Source organism: Fodinibius salsisoli (assembly GCF_026229185.1).
GTDB classification, from domain to species: domain Bacteria; phylum Bacteroidota; class Rhodothermia; order Balneolales; family Balneolaceae; genus Fodinibius; species Fodinibius salsisoli.
This window is the reverse complement of the sequence record NZ_JAGGJA010000002.1, coordinates 82343-97928: the sequence shown is the minus strand read 5'-3', so window position 1 is coordinate 97928 and position 15586 is coordinate 82343. Positions and strand designations below refer to the sequence as shown.

Here is a 15586-nt window from a genome sequence, read left to right as displayed (position 1 = left end):
GATAAGGGAAAAGAGGAAGCGTGTGTGGGGGATTCCACTAAATAAAAAAACACGGCATATTTTATAGGGTTTGAAATCAATAACACATAGATTTATTTGGCTTTTTAATAATATGAAGGGGCCGACATGAGTTCACATAATGATGATTCTTTGATAAGTTCTGTTCCGGAAGAAGATCTTTCAACCATTCTGGACAGTCTGCCCACGTTAGTTACGCTTATTGATCTGGACGGAACGATCACCTATTGGAATGAGGGGGGCGAAAAAGTTTTTGGATATTCAGCTTCAGAGATCGTAGGTCAACCTACATGGATGCTCTATGCCAATCGGGGACAGTCTGAATTTAGGGAGGAACTCAAGGTTTTGGGAGATACCTCAAACTTATCATTTGAAACAGAAGGGGTACGTCATGATGGCTCCCGGATCTGGATAGAAGTAAAGAAGGTTTTAATCAAAAACAGCAAGGAGGAACCGGTTATATTGGGCACCATAAGTGATATAAGTTTACAGAAAAAGGCAGAATTTGACTTGGCCCAGAGCAGAGCGCGTATAGAAGCTATCCTGGAGACAACCGTAGAAGGCATTATTACTATTAGCAAAAGAGGGATTATCAAGAGCTTTAACAAGGCGGCAGAAGAAATGTTTCAATACCATGCTTCAGAAGTGATTGGGAAAAATGTAAGTGTCTTAATGCCGGCCCCTTACCAAGAGAATCACGATCAGTATATATCTAACTATTTAGAGACGGGAGAACGCAAAATTATCGGTCTTGGAAGAGAAGTACGGGGTAAAAAGAAAGATGGGACTATATTTCCCATCGATTTGGCCGTAAGCGAGACAAAGTTCGACAATGAAATAATTTTTACGGGCATGATCAAAGATATCAGCGAGCGGAGGAAGTTAGAAAATGAAGTACTGGAGATTGCCGAAGACGAACGCCGACGCATAGGCCAGGAACTGCACGATGATTTTGGACAAATGCTTTCCGGTATAAGTCTTATTACCCGGAACCTGGCCCGTAAACTAAAAGCCAATGGCCTGCCGGTCGCCGATGAGGTAATGGAAATAGCTGATATGATCCGAGAGACGGATGAGCGTGCTCGTAAGCTTGCCCACGGGTTGGCACACATTGAGCTCGAAAATGAGGGGTTAGGGGCCGCCCTCGCACAGCTTTGTAAACGATTCGAAAAATTCTCGGATATTCGATGTAGGTTCGAATGTGACAATAATCTTGAGCCAAAAACAAAAAGAGTGATCCTGCATCTTTACAGGATTGTCCAGGAGGCAATCAGTAATGCCCATAGACATGGCAAGCCCAGCATCATTATTGTTCGTTTGCATGTAAAAGAGCAATATTTGCGGCTAATCATAGAAGACAATGGTTCGGGATTTCTCGATGGGAATAAAATGAATGAAATAAAGGGTATGGGGATGAGAACCATGCAATACCGGGCTCATACCCTGGGGGGCAACATGGATTTTGCTGAGGCCGCCGAAGGAGGGGCACAAGTAGTGTGTACTATCCCATTGACGAATTTAGAAATAGTAACCAAAATCTAATAAAATGGTTATGAGTAAGATCAACAGGCAGAGGGTTATTGTGGTAGATGATCATCCTATGATGCGCAAAGGGTTGGTTACGACCTTGGATGCAGAGTATGGCCTGGAGGTGGTCGCTCAATTAGAACGAGCGGAAGAAGTCATCCAAAAGTATACGGAACTGTCTCCCGATTTGGCCATCGTTGATATTTCACTGGACGGGATGAGCGGATTGGAACTAATAAAACATCTGATTACCCGCGATCCGGACTTAAAAATTTTGGTGGTCTCTCGCCACGAAGAAACGCTCTATGCGGAACGGGTTATCAGGGCTGGTGCTAAAGGGTATGTGATGAAACAGGAGGCCGGGGAAGTCCTGATCAAAGCCGTCCGAAAGATTCTTAATGGTAGAATTTATGTGAGCGATACCGTCAGTGAGAAGCTGCTGTTGGGCATGGCCCAGGGACAGAGAGACATTTATAAATCGCCGATGGACCAGTTAAGTGACCGGGAATTGGAGGTCTTTGAACTTACAGGCAAAGGAAACAAGACGCGTGAAATTGCCGAAAAACTCCACCTCTCCGTAAAAACGGTGGAATCGTACCGCGCCCGGATCAAAACCAAGCTTAACCTGGAGAACGCTACCGAACTGATGATGCATGCCGTAAAATGGGTAGAAGGCGAAGGGAAATAACTCCATTAATTCCGTTTTATTCAATCCACGGCTTCCGAAGGCCAATGGTTTGGGCGACAAACCAAGCTTTCGGAGCTTAAATGATATGTGCCATTATTGACGCCGCCCATCAATAGTTCGGCCCCTCCCCATCCCCCCTGTAGGGAAATCCCTTAGCAATAGTCATCGCCCTTCTCCTACAATAGTGCTAAGGATCATACTGCACCCCATAAAGGCTAATTTGTTTTTCTTTTAACTGTACAAAATATGTAGTCCACCTTTAGTCTGGACGTACAGTTAATTTTGAATCATGTAATTTGAATTTAAGGAGTAACATTATGAAAGCAGTTGAAAGATATTCGGGTTTGACACCGATGGAAACCATACGACGAGAAATGGATCGTTTTTTTGATGATATGACCCCCTTTTCAAGAAAACCGGGAGATGGCAGGAAGTTAGCACTTTGGGCCCCCGAAACCGATATGAGTGAAACCGATGATGCTTATTCCATTACGGTAGATCTGCCGGGTGTTCCTAAAGAAGATGTGGAAGTGAGCTTTCAGGACAAACGGTTGGTCATTAGTGGCGAGCGCAAGAGTGAGGAAGAAAAGAAAGACGAAGATTATATCCGCAAGGAACGGTATGTCGGCAAGTTTGTACGCTCCTTTACTCTTCCGTCTGCGGTAAAAGACGATAAAATTAAAGCCAGCTTCAAAGATGGCGTTTTAACCGTCAATGTGCCCAAAGCGGAAACCAGTAAACCCAAAACCGTTGCCATCGATTAACCAATATCAAGAAGCTATAAAATCACTTTTATAGAATCAGTTTTGACCGATTGGTTCTATTTTATTACGCAGTTTTACTACACAAATACTGATGAGAAAATGGAAACAAATATCGGAAATATTGATCGAATAATCCGGCTGATGCTGGGTACTTTTATTCTTGTTTTAGGCGTGTATTATCAGAACTGGTGGGGAACAGTAGGCCTTATTCCTTTAATCACAGGTACTATTGAGTATTGCCCTATCTATTCACTACTGGGAATATCGTCCTATCATGGATTTCACAGAGTTAAAGAAAGGTAAAAGGTAAATCGTAATTGAGAGAAATGATGATGAATGATAAAATTGCGCTTGTCACAGGTGCTGCTTCGGGCATAGGCCGGGCTACGGCTATCGCTTTTGCCCGAGAGGGGGCCCAGCTAGTGATCAGTGATGTTGATAAGCAAAAATTACGCGATACAGCAGAACTTGTTAGAGAGGCGGGAGCAGAAGTGCTGGATCTAAAGGCTGATATTTCTTCAGAGCAGCAAATAAAAAGAATGGTTGCGGAAACCGTTGACCGGTTTGGTCAGCTGGATTTTGCCTGTAATAATGCTGGAATAGAGGGAGAGCAGGGCATCACAAGCGAATGCACTTCGGACAACTGGAGCAAGGTCATTGACATTAACCTGCAGGGAACATGGTTGTGTATGAAATATGAGATTGCCGAAATGCTAAAAGGGGGAGGAGGTGCTATCGTCAATATTTCATCAATAGCCGGGTTGATAGGGTTCCCGGGCATACCGGCTTATGTATCCAGTAAACACGGCATCAATGGCTTGACAAAAACGGCAGCTTTGGAATATGCGGGTCAGGGAATACGTGTTAATGCTATCTGCCCCGGCGCCATACAGACTCCGATGATAGATCGTTTTGTTGGAGAAGAAACCGAAGAACGCCAAAACCTGGTTGCCCAACACCCTATGGGAAGAATGGGCCGGCCGGAAGAGGTGGCCGAGGCTGTAGTATGGCTCTGCTCAGAAAAGGCTTCTTTTGTAACAGGACAGACGTTAGCCGTTGACGGAGGGTATATGGCTCAATAGTAATGGTTTAACCAAGATGACACAAGAGCATAAAAATGAATCAAGATAAATATATTCGTTGGTTTAAAGAGGTTGATCTTAAAGACATAGGTGAAGTAGGGGGCAAGAATGCTTCACTTGGGGAGATGCTCAGGCATTTGAAGCCGTTGGGTATTAATGTACCAGACGGTTTTGCTACCACCAGCAAGGCTTATTGGAAGTTTATAAGAGACAATCAGCTGGAGCAACCGATCACTGAGCAGTTACGACGGTATGCCAGGGGAGATGTCTCTTTGGAAGAATGTGGCCGTAGTATACGTCAGAAGGTAAAAAAAGGAATATTTCCCACTTCTCTGGCGGAAAGTATAAGGACTGCCTATTCAGAATTATCCGTTCAGTACGACACCTACAATGTAGATGTAGCGGTACGAAGTAGTGCTACGGCCGAGGACCTGCCTCAGGCCAGTTTCGCGGGACTTCAGGAGACCTTTTTGAATATCAGGAGCGAAGATGAGCTGTTAGGTGCGTGTAAGAAATGTCTTGCTTCTCTTTTTACCGATCGGGCCATATCCTATCGCGAGGAAAAAGAATTCAATCATATGAAGGTCGCCCTTTCTATTGGAGTGCAAAAGATGGTGCGGGCCGATAATGCTTGCTCGGGAGTGATATTTACGATTGATACCGAATCGGGTTTTCCGGACGTCGTACTTATCAACGGATCATGGGGATTGGGCGAAAATATCGTGCAGGGCACGGTAAATCCCGATCAGTTTTACGTTTTTAAACCATTTATTGGTGACCCCAATAAGCATCCGATCATCGAGAAAGTCAAGGGCAGCAAGAAACTCAAAATGATTTACAGGTCCGACGCGGATAGCCGTACTCAAAATATACCTACAACCCCGGTAGAGCGGCAGATTTTCGTTCTGAACGATGAAGAAATTTTACGCCTTGCAGGGTGGGCCCAAAAAATAGAACAGCATTACGAAAAACCTATGGATATCGAGTGGGTCAAGGAAGATAAAACCGGAGAGCTGTATATCGTACAGGCCCGCCCCGAAACCGTACATGCTGGTAGTAACGGCCACTTCAAGACGTTTAGTCTGGGAACAGCTAAAACAAGAACTTTGGTTAAGGGGCTAAGTATCGGCAGTACCATTGTGCATGGAGTGGTAAAGCACGTGCAAGATGCTACCGATTTAAGCGATCTGAAGCCGAACCATATTCTTGTGACAGCAATGACCGAACCCGACTGGGTGCCTGCACTGAAAAATGTGGCCGGCATCGTTACAGACTTTGGGGGACGAACTTGCCATGCGGCCATCGTGAGCCGGGAATTGGGTATTCCGGCCGTAGTGGGAACCGGAAATGCCACTAAAGTACTGAAAGAGAATCAGCGTATTACCCTTTCCAGCGCAGAAGGAGAAGAGGGCAAAATATATGAAGGGCTCATCGATTTTAATGTCCATGAAGTTGATTTAAGTAAATTGAGACCTGCAAAAACTGACATCATGTTAAACCTGGCAACTCCGGAGTCAGCTTTTAAATGGTGGAAGCTACCAACGCGGGGGGTAGGGCTGGCCCGGATGGAATTTATTATCAGTCAGCATATCCAAATCCATCCCATGGCACTGGCTCATCCCGACCGCATCAGCGATGAGGAGGAGAGCGCTAAGATCAGAAAGCTTACCAAAGGCTATAGCGGGACTAAAGAATATTTTGTAGATAAGCTGGCCAGCGGTATTGCCAAAATTGCGGCTTCACAATATCCACATAAGGTTATTGTACGCACCAGTGATTTTAAAACGAACGAATACGCCGAACTTATAGGAGGCAAAGGATTTGAACCGCACGAAGAAAATCCTATGCTGGGCTGGCGGGGCGCTTGCCGGTATTACAGCGAAGGCTATCGCGATGGATTTGCCCTTGAGTGCAGGGCACTTCGCAAGGTGCGGGAAGAAATTGGATTTGAGAATGTAGTGGTTATGATTCCTTTTTGCCGTACGCTACAAGAAGCAGAGTGGGTACAAGAGGAGATGAAAGGGCACGGCTTAGAAAGGGGGAAGCATGGCCTGCAGGTGTATATGATGTGTGAAATACCCTCCAATTATATTCTATTGAAAGAGTTTGCCCATTATTTTGACGGATTTTCGATTGGGTCTAACGATCTCACCCAACTTATACTGGGGGTCGATCGCGATTCAGCCCAGCTGTCGTACCTCTTTAATGAAAACGATCCGGCGGTAAAAAAAGCGGTGCGTGAAATCATCAGTACTGCTCACTCCGTCGGTTGTAACGTCGGCTTTTGCGGGCAAGCCCCCAGCGATGATCCCAGTTATGCCGCTTTTCTCATAGAATGTGGGATCGATTCTATTTCGCTGAATCCCGACAGTGTAACCAACGCGATAGAAAAAATTATACAGGCAGAACAAAAGATTACTATATAGTTATATGCAATGACTGGGGTACATCAAACAATATATAATAACGACCACCAATATGATGGCGCCGTTGGCCTAAAGGAGAAAAATACGGGCAAGATTCAATCAGTCAGAGGGAGTATCATTGACGTTCGGTTTGATAAGGAGTTGCCAGAGATTCGGACCAAACTCATGACTGCTACCGCTCCCTTTATCATTGCGGAAGTAACCTTTCATCTCGACCAACAAACGGTACGGGCCCTGACCTTGACATCAGCCCGGGGACTCCGGAGAGGTACCACAGTTATCGATACCGGTAAACCTCTTGAAATACCGGTGGGCGTGGGGCTGAAGGGACGGATTATAAATGTCTTCGGAGACTCTATCGATGGTAAAGGAGAGATAGAAAGCGAAGCCTTACGCAGCATTTTTCAACCCAGAGTGCCATTAGCCGAGCAGGAAACCAGCCAGGAAGTACTGACCACGGGCATAAAGGCAATCGACCTTCTTTCACCGCTCGAACGTGGTGGCAAGGCTGGGTTATTCGGTGGCGCCGGGGTGGGTAAGACGGTACTCATTATGGAGATGATCCAAAATATGGTGACTAAGCATGAGGGCGTGAGCCTTTTTTGCGGGATCGGAGAACGTTGTCGTGAAGCCGAAGAGCTTTATCGTGAGGTAACCGAAGCCGGGGTGCTTGAAAATACGGTCATGGTGTTTGGCCAAATGAATGAACCCCCGGGGGCGCGTTTTCGTGTGGGACAGACCGCAATGACCATAGCAGAATATTTTCGGGATGCACGGCGGCGCGATGTATTACTACTGATTGATAATATTTTTCGCTTTGTTCAGGCCGGTTCTGAAGTGTCGGGACTGATGGGCAAGGTGACCTCCCGGCTGGGGTACCAGCCTACCTTGGGCAGCGATCTGGCTGAACTACAGGAGCGCATCTGTTCTACTAAAAATGGGGCTATTACTTCTGTGCAGGCAGTGTATGTTCCGGCAGATGATTTTACGGATCCCGCGGTCACACACACCTTCTCGCACCTGTCTTCTTTTCTGGTACTGTCTCGGGAGCGAGCCAGCCAGGGGTTATACCCGGCTGTTGATCTGCTGAAGTCGGGCTCCAAGATGATGTCCAGAAAAATTGTAGGCGATCGGCACTACCGGGTTGCCCGGGCAGTTAAAGAGACGCTGGCCCATTTCGAAGAGTTAAAAGATATCATATCGATGCTTGGAATGGAGGAGCTGTCTCGCGAAGATCAAAAGGTTGTCAGTCGGGCCCGGCGCCTGGAGCGTTTTTTGACGCAGCCTTTTTCGGTGACAGAACGGTTTACGGGAATAAAGGGTAAAATCGTTGAGATAGAAGAAATACTGTCGGGGTGCGAGCGTATACTGGCCGGTGAGTTTGACGACACGCCTGAACAGGATCTATTCATGATTGGAAAGATAAAAGAGGTGCACTCATGAACAGGAATACAATGACACTGAAGGTCATGGAACCAGAACAGATCCTAATTGAGCAAGAGGTAGAGAAGGTTATAGCTGAAGGTACCATGGGCTCATTTTGCCTGAAACCAAACCATATTGATTATGTATCGGCTCTTAAATCGGGCATTCTGCTTTACCAGGCAGATGGAAAAAAGAACTATGTGGCCGTTAATGAAGGAATATTGGTCAAATATGGCGGACGGGTACTGGTATCAGTACTGAACGCCATTAAAGGAACGGGCCCAGAGCCTCTCGCAGGTCTTGAGCAGGCCGTAAGAGAGAAGTTTCATAAGACTGAGGCCTTAGCCAAAGCCGCTGAAATAGCCTTAAAAAGTATGGAAGCAGATCTGCTGCTGCATTTTATTGAATTAGAAAAAAGACGTTAAAGGTAAGGGGCCGATGAGTACTGCTAATGAGGAACATAAACCCGAAGAGTTTGCTGAAGAGATCCGGGAAAAATCTTTGCGTAAAATTCGTAGCCAAAAAGAAAAGCGCAAAGGACTTTGGCATGGGCTGGGGATGTTTGGGCTGGTCGGCTGGTCCGTTGCTACTCCCACACTACTGCTGCTGCTTCTGGGTATATGGATTGATGGTACGTATGAAAGCAAGTATTCATGGACATTGATGATGTTGGTTATCGGCATCTGCTTAGGCTGCATGAATGCCTGGTATTGGATAAAACGAGAATCAGAAGGGTAAGGAATATGGATACATCATACTATATACTAATCTCACTAATTGCAGGGTTGTTGCTTGGAACCATCTACTTTATGGGTTTATGGTACACCGTCAAGAAAATAACTGGCAAAGGTCGGCCTTACCTGTTGGTCTTTTGCAGCTTTGTTATACGTATCTCGCTTGTGCTGTTTGGTTTCTACCTGTTGGTGCTATTGCACTGGTCATACCTAATACTGGCATTTTTGACGTTTCTGCTTACCCGGCAGATGATTATCCATAAAATAGGAAAGCCAGCAAACATCATATATGAATAACTGTCATGGAAATTAACATCGACCAAATTATCTATTGGGAGTGGGGCTTTTTTAAGCTGAATGCGACGCTTCTGTTTTCATGGCTGATTATGCTTCTGTTGGTAGCCGGGGCATGGCTATTAAAACGGGATCTGACGCCGGGCAGAAAAATGTCACGCTGGCAGGCCTTGTTGGAGTCTCTTGTTGTGATTATCAAGCAGCAGATTGAGGAAGCTACCCAAGAAAAGGCCGACAAATATTTTCCGTTCATCAGTACGCTCTTTCTGTTTATCGTGATATCAAATGTGATAGGTGTCGTCCCCGGGGCATATTCGCCAACAGCCTCTTTGTCGACCACAGCGGCCCTGGCTTCTTGTGTATTTGTTGCGGTTCCTGTTTTTGGGGTGATGACGAGGGGAGCCCGAAACTATTTTCGTTATTACCTGCAGCCTACGCCTCTGATGCTGCCCTTTAACATCATTGGTGAATTCTCGCGGACGCTGGCATTGGCTATACGTCTATTCGGGAACATCATGAGTGGAAGCCTGATTGTTGCCATTCTGCTCAGCCTGAGTCCACTCCTTTTTCCGGTCCTGATGCAGGCCTTTGGACTACTGATTGGGGTCATACAAGCATATGTCTTTGCTATCCTGGCCCTGGTTTATATCGCTTCGGCCGCAGGCATCCATAACGGTAGTACCTCAGCCTCAATTACATAATATGATAATCATAAAATTAATATAACAACCATGGACAGTATAAGCATCATCGGAATGGTATCTATCATCACTGCAGGGTTGACCATTGCTCTGGGATCCATCGCCCCGGCTCTCGGTGAAGGCCGCGCGCTGGCCCAGGCTCTGTTGGCCATAGCTCAGCAACCCGATGAAACCCCGACCATTACGCGCACCTTGTTCGTCGGCCTTGCTATGGTAGAATCAACCGCTATATACTGCTTTGTCGTAGCATTGATCATCATTTTTGCCAACCCTTTTTGGGATTTCGTAATAGGAGGTTAACGTGCAGATCGATTGGTTCACATTTTCGGCCCAGATTATCAATTTCCTGATACTGCTTCTGCTCTTGCGGAAGTTCCTGTATGGGCCTGTGCTGAACGTCATGAAAAACAGAGAGGAAGAAATTACTTCCCGCCTGGAGGAAGCCCGTCTTAAACTTCTGGAAGCAGAAGAAAAAGCAGCAGCCTACCAGGATAAATTAAACCAGTTTGAAGAACAGAAGGATGAATGGACCGAAAAAGCCAGGCAAGAGGCCGAGACCTATCGGAAGGAGCTGTTAGAATCGGCCCGTACCGAAGTAGAACAGACACAAGCGAAATGGCTGAGAAAGATGGAAACAGAGCAGGAGACCTTTCTTAAAGAGATAGAGAAACGGTCAATAGATAACATTATTGATATCGCAGAAACCATCGTGACAGAACTGGCTAATCAGTCGCTGGAACAGCAAGCATTGGAAAGATGCGTCGAAAAGTTAAAGAAGATGGATCCTGCAGAAAAAGAACGAATCCAAGTATCGGCCAATGGGAGTATTGAAGTGATTACGGCGTTTCCTGTGGATGAAAAGGGCAGGAGAGAAATTGATGATATCATCCAAAGGGTATTTTCGGAGAAGGTTACCTGCAATTTTAAGATCATGCCAGAGTTGGGTTTTGGTATCGAGATACGATCTGGAGGATGGAAGTTGGGATGGAGCATGAAAACCTATATGGATGAATTGCGATCGCATCTTAAGGCTATTTTTGACGTAAGTGAAGTATCACTGAAACAATGAACAAAATGAATAACGACTCCCTTTTACAGCTGATTGACAAATCGCTGGGTCTGCTTCAGGAGGTAGTGGGAGAGAAGCCCAAACTTCGTCTCAGGGAATTTGGGACCGTTACATCCGTGGGCGAGGGCTTTGTCCATGCCAATGGATTGCCTGAAGTGGGAACAGAAGAGCTGGTATATGTTTCTTCGGGGCGCGGGAATACGCCCGGGATAGTTTATAATCTTGATGCCCGGGAAGTCGGTATTATACTACTGGATGAAGAAGAAAAAGTTGAGGCCGGGGCCCAGGTGTATCGCTCCGGTAATATTCTAAGTGTGCCGGTCGGCGAGCCACTGTTGGGTCGTGTTGTTGATGCTATGGGACGCCCGCTTGACAGCAGCAAAGCGTTATATACTGATGAACGGATGCCGGTAGAACGTCCGGCGCCACCGATCATCCACCGGGCGCCTGTGGAAACCCCGCTGCAGACAGGTATAAAAATTGTGGACGCTCTTTTCCCAATAGGCCGGGGGCAGCGGGAGCTAATTTTCGGTGATCGTCAGACCGGTAAAACGGCCATCGCCGTGGATACCATAATCAACCAACACGACAAGGAAGTGATTTGTATCTACTGTGCGATAGGTAAGCAGAAGGCGGCTGTAGCCCGCCTTATTGCCGATTTACGTGAGTATGGGGCTATGGAGTACTCCATAGTCGTATCGGCAAGCAGTGAAGACCCGGTTGGCTTACAATATATTGCTCCGTATGCTGCGACCAGTATGGCAGAATATTTTATGGAGCAAGGCCGCGATGTGCTTATTGTGTATGATGACCTGACGTGGCATGCCCGGGCCTATCGAGAGTTGGCACTGCTTCTTAGGCGTCCACCGGGACGGGAGGCCTATCCGGGTGATATTTTTTACATTCATTCACGATTACTTGAACGTTCAACCCGGTTAAAGCCTGAATTTGGCGGAGGCTCTCTGACTGCACTTCCGATTATCGAAACACAGGCACAAAATATTTCGGCTTTCATACCCACAAATCTTATTTCAATTACGGATGGCCAGCTATATCTGTCACCGGAATTGTTTAGAAAGGATATACTCCCTGCCATTGATCCGGGTAAATCGGTTTCGAGAGTCGGGGGAGCTGCTCAACGGGCGGCCTACCGATCCGTAACAAAAAAACTGCGCCTGGCATATGCTCAATTCGAAGAGCTGGAGGCTTTTTCACGTTTTAGCGCTCGTCTTGACGAACAGACGCGTATGGTTCTGGAACGCGGAAAGCTGATCCGTGAGATTTTAAAACAACCCCAGTTCGCCCCTCTTCAGATTGACGAGCAGATTGTGTTGTTGTTGGCCGTAACATCTGGGCAGCTGGATGATACACCATTGGAAAAGGTTGAGCAAGCCAAAGAAAGTATACAAAAAGCGATCAAAGAGCAGGCAGATGACCTCAAAAAAGCTATTGATTGGAATACAATACTCAGTGATGAGAGCCGCTGGCAGCTACTACAGATTGCTGAAGAAGCCATCGCATCAATAAAGGAAAAGTAAGGTTATGCAAAAACTGGAGAAGCTACAACGAAAGATAAGAAGTGCAGAAGACCTGCAGTCTATTGTTCGTACTATGAAAGTAATGGCTGCAGTAGGCATTCATCAATTTGAGCAGGCTGTAGAGTCTCTTAGTGAATATTACGATACGCTTGAAAGGGGATTGCAAGTTGTATTGCAAAAAGCGTTCAGTGAAGCCAAGCCCTTTATACAAGAAGACTCACAAGAAAAGGTTGGGCTCATTATCATGGGGGCGGGCCAGGCCCTCTGCGGTCCCTTTGACGAAACAATATCTTCTTACACCCTTGAACAAATAAGAAATGAAAAATGGTCGGATGTCCGTATCTATGTGTTAGGAGAGCGGCTGGCCGGATACCTGCAGCAACAAGAGTTGATTATCGACCGTACGTTTGAGATGCCGGGCTCTGTAAACGGAATAAATGCCTTGGTGCTTGAGTTGCTTTCAGGAATGGAGCAATGGATGGACCAGCAAATACGTTCGGTACGGATTCTTCATAATAAGCCGGTTCCCAGGAAAGGCTTTATGCCACGTACACAGCATCTGTTGCCGCTCAATACAGCATGGCTCGAACACCTGATGCAACAGCCTTGGCCAACGAACAATCTGCCCCAGTATGGGGACGATTCCCATACTTTGTTTATGGCTCTGCTGCGGCAGTACCTGTTTGTTTCCCTGTTTCGCGGCATTGCCGAGTCGCTGGCTGCGGAGTATAGCGGCCGCTTGTCAGCGATGCAACGGGCTGAACAAAAGATTGAGGAGCGGCTGGAACAACTCCAACAGGCCTTCAGGAATGAACGCCAGTCTACTATTACCGATGAACTGCTGGACATCATGGCGGGCTTCGAAGCAATTAAATAAGGGTAATACCATCAGTCTGCTTCCCGGTCCAGGGTACAGCAATGCACTTGAGCGCCTTGGTCAGACTGCTCGAGAATGGCCCCAGTCACGGGGTTTGGGCGAAAGGTCGTGCATCCTTTCAGTCCTTTGTTATAAGCTGACTGATATACATTTTCAAAGGCTTCAAAGGAGAAGTTTTCCGGAATGTTGATGGTCTTAGAGATAGAATGATCCACATAAGGCTGAAGGGCTGCCTGCATCTTAAGATGCTCTCCGGGGGAAAGCTGATTTGCGTTGACAAAATAATCCGGCAAGGGTGTTTCAGATTTATATTTATTCTTCCACAGCTGGTAGGCATAATCAACGACCGTATGGGTTGTCCTGGTTCCGTCGGCATTCAGCACTTTTCGGTTATAGGTGAAATCAAAAGCCGGCTCCAGGCCGCCCGAAATATTATTGGCCAGTATGCTGATGCTGCCTGTGGGGGCGATGGAAAGCAGATGACTGTTCCGAATTCCGTGGGTTGCTATTTCTTCGCGAATGTTCACAGGAAGTCGATTAATGAAGGGCTGATCGAGGTAGGCCTCCTTTTGAAACAGGGGAAAAGCATTTTTTTCTTTGGCAAGATCAAACGGAAGTGGGGTAGGCGGTGTGACAAATTGTTTTCATAATTGTTGCGGCTGTCTGGCGACCCTCAGCACTTCCATAATGCAGCCCCAACATGATGAGCGTATCAGCCAGTCCCATTATTCCAAGGCCAATGCGCCGGCTATCCTGTGCTTGTACTTGTTGTTTATTCAGGGGGAACTGTGAAGCATCAATTACGTTATCCAGCAAACGAACAGCTATCTGTACCGTTTTACGAAGTTCTTCCATATTCATTTTAGCGTTATTCGAAAAGGGATGTCGTACAAATTGAGTTAAATTGAGAGAACCAAGGTTGCAGGCTCCATAGGGAGGAAGCGGGACTTCTCCACACGGGTTGGTAGCCGATATCTGCTCGTAATAGCTGAGGTTATTCTGTTCGTTAATACGATCAATGAATAGTATGCCTGGTTCAGCATAATTATAAGTCGAATTCATGATGGCTTTCCACAATGCCCGGGCCCTGATGGTATCGACAACTTTACAGGGGATGGGGCCATCGGTTCCACTCCATTGGCGGTGTATGATACGGTCATGCGAAGAGGTTTTGCTGCTTAGTTCTTTAGCGGGAAATACCAGCGGCCAGTCGGTATCCTTGTTAACGGCTTCCATGAAAGAATCAGAAGCCATTACGGAGAGGTTAAAGTTCTTTAAGGTTTCGGGGGTTTGTTTGGCCGTTACAAACGCCATAATATCGGGATGGTCACACCGCAGAGTTGCCATCATAGCGCCTCGACGGGCACCGATAGAGAGCATAGTAGCACACATGGTGTCCCATATCTTCATGAACGAAACCGGACCGGATGAAACATTATTACTACTTTTAGCAAGGGAGCCCTCCGGTCGAAGTGTGGAAAAGTCGTATCCAATTCCTCCTCCTTGCTGCATCGTCAGCGCGCCTTCTTTGAGATTTTCAAAAATAGAGGGAATGCTATCCTGAATCATGCCCATCACAAAGCAGTTGAAAAGCGTAACCTTATGATCGGTACCGGCCCCGGCAATAATTCGTCCCCCGGGCAGAAATTGCAAATTGCTTAATACATTATAAAATGCTTGTTCCCAATAGGCAGCGTCCTCTTTCTCAATGGAAGCTAAGGCGTGTGCTATGCGGCGCCAGGTGTCATCCGGTGTTTGATCTACGATTTCCCCATCTTTACGATACCGGTATTTGGTATCCCAAATGTGGTGAGAGATGGAAGTATGAAAGAAATTATTATCCATACCAAACGTTAGCAGGTAAGCTAAGCTGTTATCTTCCTGCTGCCCGGATTGATGTTAGGTACAATTCATTCTTTAATTAAAATTCCCAAATGTGAATGGGATCTACGTCATTTTTCTTGCACCATGCTATGACTTTTTCTTTTTGACCATATTTAGCAACCAAGATAAGGTCGGCATTATTCGAACCATCAATATGATGGTTTATGGCCTGTATCTTTTCATGGATATAATCTGATTTCAGTTTGTTGACCGACACAACTTCAAAAAAATAATTCCTCCCGTTTTTTGGGCCATCAGTGCTGGAATGTATTGGAAGCCATTATTAGCATTGATCGAGCGGGGGTCGGGATATTCGGCGTGATATTTTATGTGAATATCAGAAAAATGCAACCGCTTCAGCAATTTGAGCAAATCATCAACCAAAACGTGCTTATCCTCCATATCTTCAGTCATCATTTCCTCCCTTTTGGAGTAACGATTATTGGGAATAACCGTTTCTGCAGATATGTTTTAATGGGTAAGTAATTCTATAATAACAAATTGTTAGATGACAGACAAAGTCTGCGCATTAAGCAGTTGTGAATATTGGCCTTAACGT

At 46.2% G+C, this 15586-nt stretch carries 19 protein-coding genes; 15 read left to right on the top strand and 4 right to left on the bottom strand.

Annotation, left to right across the window (positions count from 1 at the left end; genetic code table 11):
* Positions 1-126: 126 nt before the first annotated feature.
* The 15 genes from J6I44_RS03280 (at position 127) to J6I44_RS03215 (ending at position 13143) form a co-directional block, all read left to right on the top strand.
* Positions 127-1560, top strand: a complete 1434-nt coding sequence (locus tag J6I44_RS03280) for a PAS domain-containing sensor histidine kinase (RefSeq protein WP_265764540.1) — start codon at positions 127-129, stop codon at positions 1558-1560.
* A 10-nt stretch (positions 1561-1570) separates the two neighbouring features.
* Entirely contained in the window at positions 1571-2233 is a 663-nt protein-coding gene (locus J6I44_RS03275; RefSeq protein ID WP_265764539.1) for a response regulator, read from the top strand.
* A gap of 317 nt (positions 2234-2550) precedes the next feature.
* Positions 2551-2997: an Hsp20/alpha crystallin family protein gene (locus tag J6I44_RS03270; protein WP_265764537.1), complete on the top strand. Its 447-nt coding sequence runs from the start codon at positions 2551-2553 to the stop codon at positions 2995-2997.
* Positions 2998-3096: 99 nt separating this feature from the next.
* Complete coding sequence (locus tag J6I44_RS20785; RefSeq protein WP_350356670.1) at positions 3097-3300, top strand: YgaP family membrane protein; 204 nt, start codon at positions 3097-3099, stop codon at positions 3298-3300.
* Between the two features lie 23 nt (positions 3301-3323).
* Positions 3324-4079 (top strand): SDR family oxidoreductase, encoded by a 756-nt coding sequence (locus tag J6I44_RS03265; RefSeq protein WP_265764535.1) that lies wholly within the window; start codon positions 3324-3326, stop codon positions 4077-4079.
* Positions 4080-4114: 35 nt separating this feature from the next.
* Complete coding sequence (ppsA, locus tag J6I44_RS03260) at positions 4115-6505, top strand: phosphoenolpyruvate synthase (protein ID WP_265764534.1); 2391 nt, start codon at positions 4115-4117, stop codon at positions 6503-6505.
* A gap of 9 nt (positions 6506-6514) precedes the next feature.
* Positions 6515-7948 (top strand): F0F1 ATP synthase subunit beta, encoded by a 1434-nt coding sequence (atpD, locus tag J6I44_RS03255; RefSeq protein WP_265764532.1) that lies wholly within the window; start codon positions 6515-6517, stop codon positions 7946-7948.
* Entirely contained in the window at positions 7945-8355 is a 411-nt protein-coding gene (locus tag J6I44_RS03250; protein ID WP_265764530.1) for a F0F1 ATP synthase subunit epsilon, read from the top strand. The genes atpD and J6I44_RS03250 overlap by 4 nt, the downstream gene beginning before the upstream one ends.
* Before the next feature lie 13 nt (positions 8356-8368).
* Positions 8369-8668 carry an AtpZ/AtpI family protein gene (locus J6I44_RS03245; RefSeq protein ID WP_265764529.1) on the top strand — a complete coding sequence of 100 codons (300 nt, stop codon included), beginning with the start codon at positions 8369-8371 and terminating at the stop codon, positions 8666-8668.
* Positions 8669-8673: 5 nt separating this feature from the next.
* Positions 8674-8961, top strand: a complete 288-nt coding sequence (locus J6I44_RS03240) for an ATP synthase subunit I (RefSeq protein WP_265764528.1) — start codon at positions 8674-8676, stop codon at positions 8959-8961.
* A gap of 5 nt (positions 8962-8966) precedes the next feature.
* On the top strand, positions 8967-9659 hold the full coding sequence (locus J6I44_RS03235; RefSeq protein ID WP_265764526.1) for a F0F1 ATP synthase subunit A: 693 nt from the start codon (positions 8967-8969) through the stop codon (positions 9657-9659).
* Positions 9660-9689: 30 nt separating this feature from the next.
* Positions 9690-9959: a F0F1 ATP synthase subunit C gene (locus tag J6I44_RS03230; RefSeq protein ID WP_265764525.1), complete on the top strand. Its 270-nt coding sequence runs from the start codon at positions 9690-9692 to the stop codon at positions 9957-9959.
* A 1-nt stretch (position 9960) separates the two neighbouring features.
* Complete coding sequence (locus J6I44_RS20780; protein ID WP_265764523.1) at positions 9961-10728, top strand: F0F1 ATP synthase subunit delta; 768 nt, start codon at positions 9961-9963, stop codon at positions 10726-10728.
* Positions 10729-10733: 5 nt separating this feature from the next.
* Entirely contained in the window at positions 10734-12266 is a 1533-nt protein-coding gene (locus J6I44_RS03220) for an alternate F1F0 ATPase, F1 subunit alpha (RefSeq protein WP_265764521.1), read from the top strand.
* Between the two features lie 4 nt (positions 12267-12270).
* Positions 12271-13143, top strand: a complete 873-nt coding sequence (locus J6I44_RS03215; protein WP_265764520.1) for a F0F1 ATP synthase subunit gamma — start codon at positions 12271-12273, stop codon at positions 13141-13143.
* Between the two features lie 11 nt (positions 13144-13154).
* Here the strand turns inward: J6I44_RS03215 and J6I44_RS03210 are convergent, their stop codons facing one another.
* From J6I44_RS03210 to J6I44_RS03195, 4 genes are all read right to left on the bottom strand, one after another.
* Positions 13155-13721 (bottom strand): ribonucleotide reductase barrel domain-containing protein, encoded by a 567-nt coding sequence (locus tag J6I44_RS03210; RefSeq protein ID WP_265764861.1) that lies wholly within the window; start codon positions 13719-13721, stop codon positions 13155-13157.
* A gap of 28 nt (positions 13722-13749) precedes the next feature.
* Positions 13750-14988: an adenosylcobalamin-dependent ribonucleoside-diphosphate reductase gene (locus J6I44_RS03205; RefSeq protein WP_265764518.1), complete on the bottom strand. Its 1239-nt coding sequence runs from the start codon at positions 14986-14988 to the stop codon at positions 13750-13752.
* Between the two features lie 76 nt (positions 14989-15064).
* On the bottom strand, positions 15065-15244 hold the full coding sequence (locus J6I44_RS03200) for a hypothetical protein (protein WP_265764517.1): 180 nt from the start codon (positions 15242-15244) through the stop codon (positions 15065-15067).
* Complete coding sequence (locus J6I44_RS03195; protein ID WP_265764516.1) at positions 15226-15444, bottom strand: hypothetical protein; 219 nt, start codon at positions 15442-15444, stop codon at positions 15226-15228. The genes J6I44_RS03200 and J6I44_RS03195 overlap by 19 nt, the downstream gene beginning before the upstream one ends.
* Positions 15445-15586 lie beyond the last annotated feature (142 nt).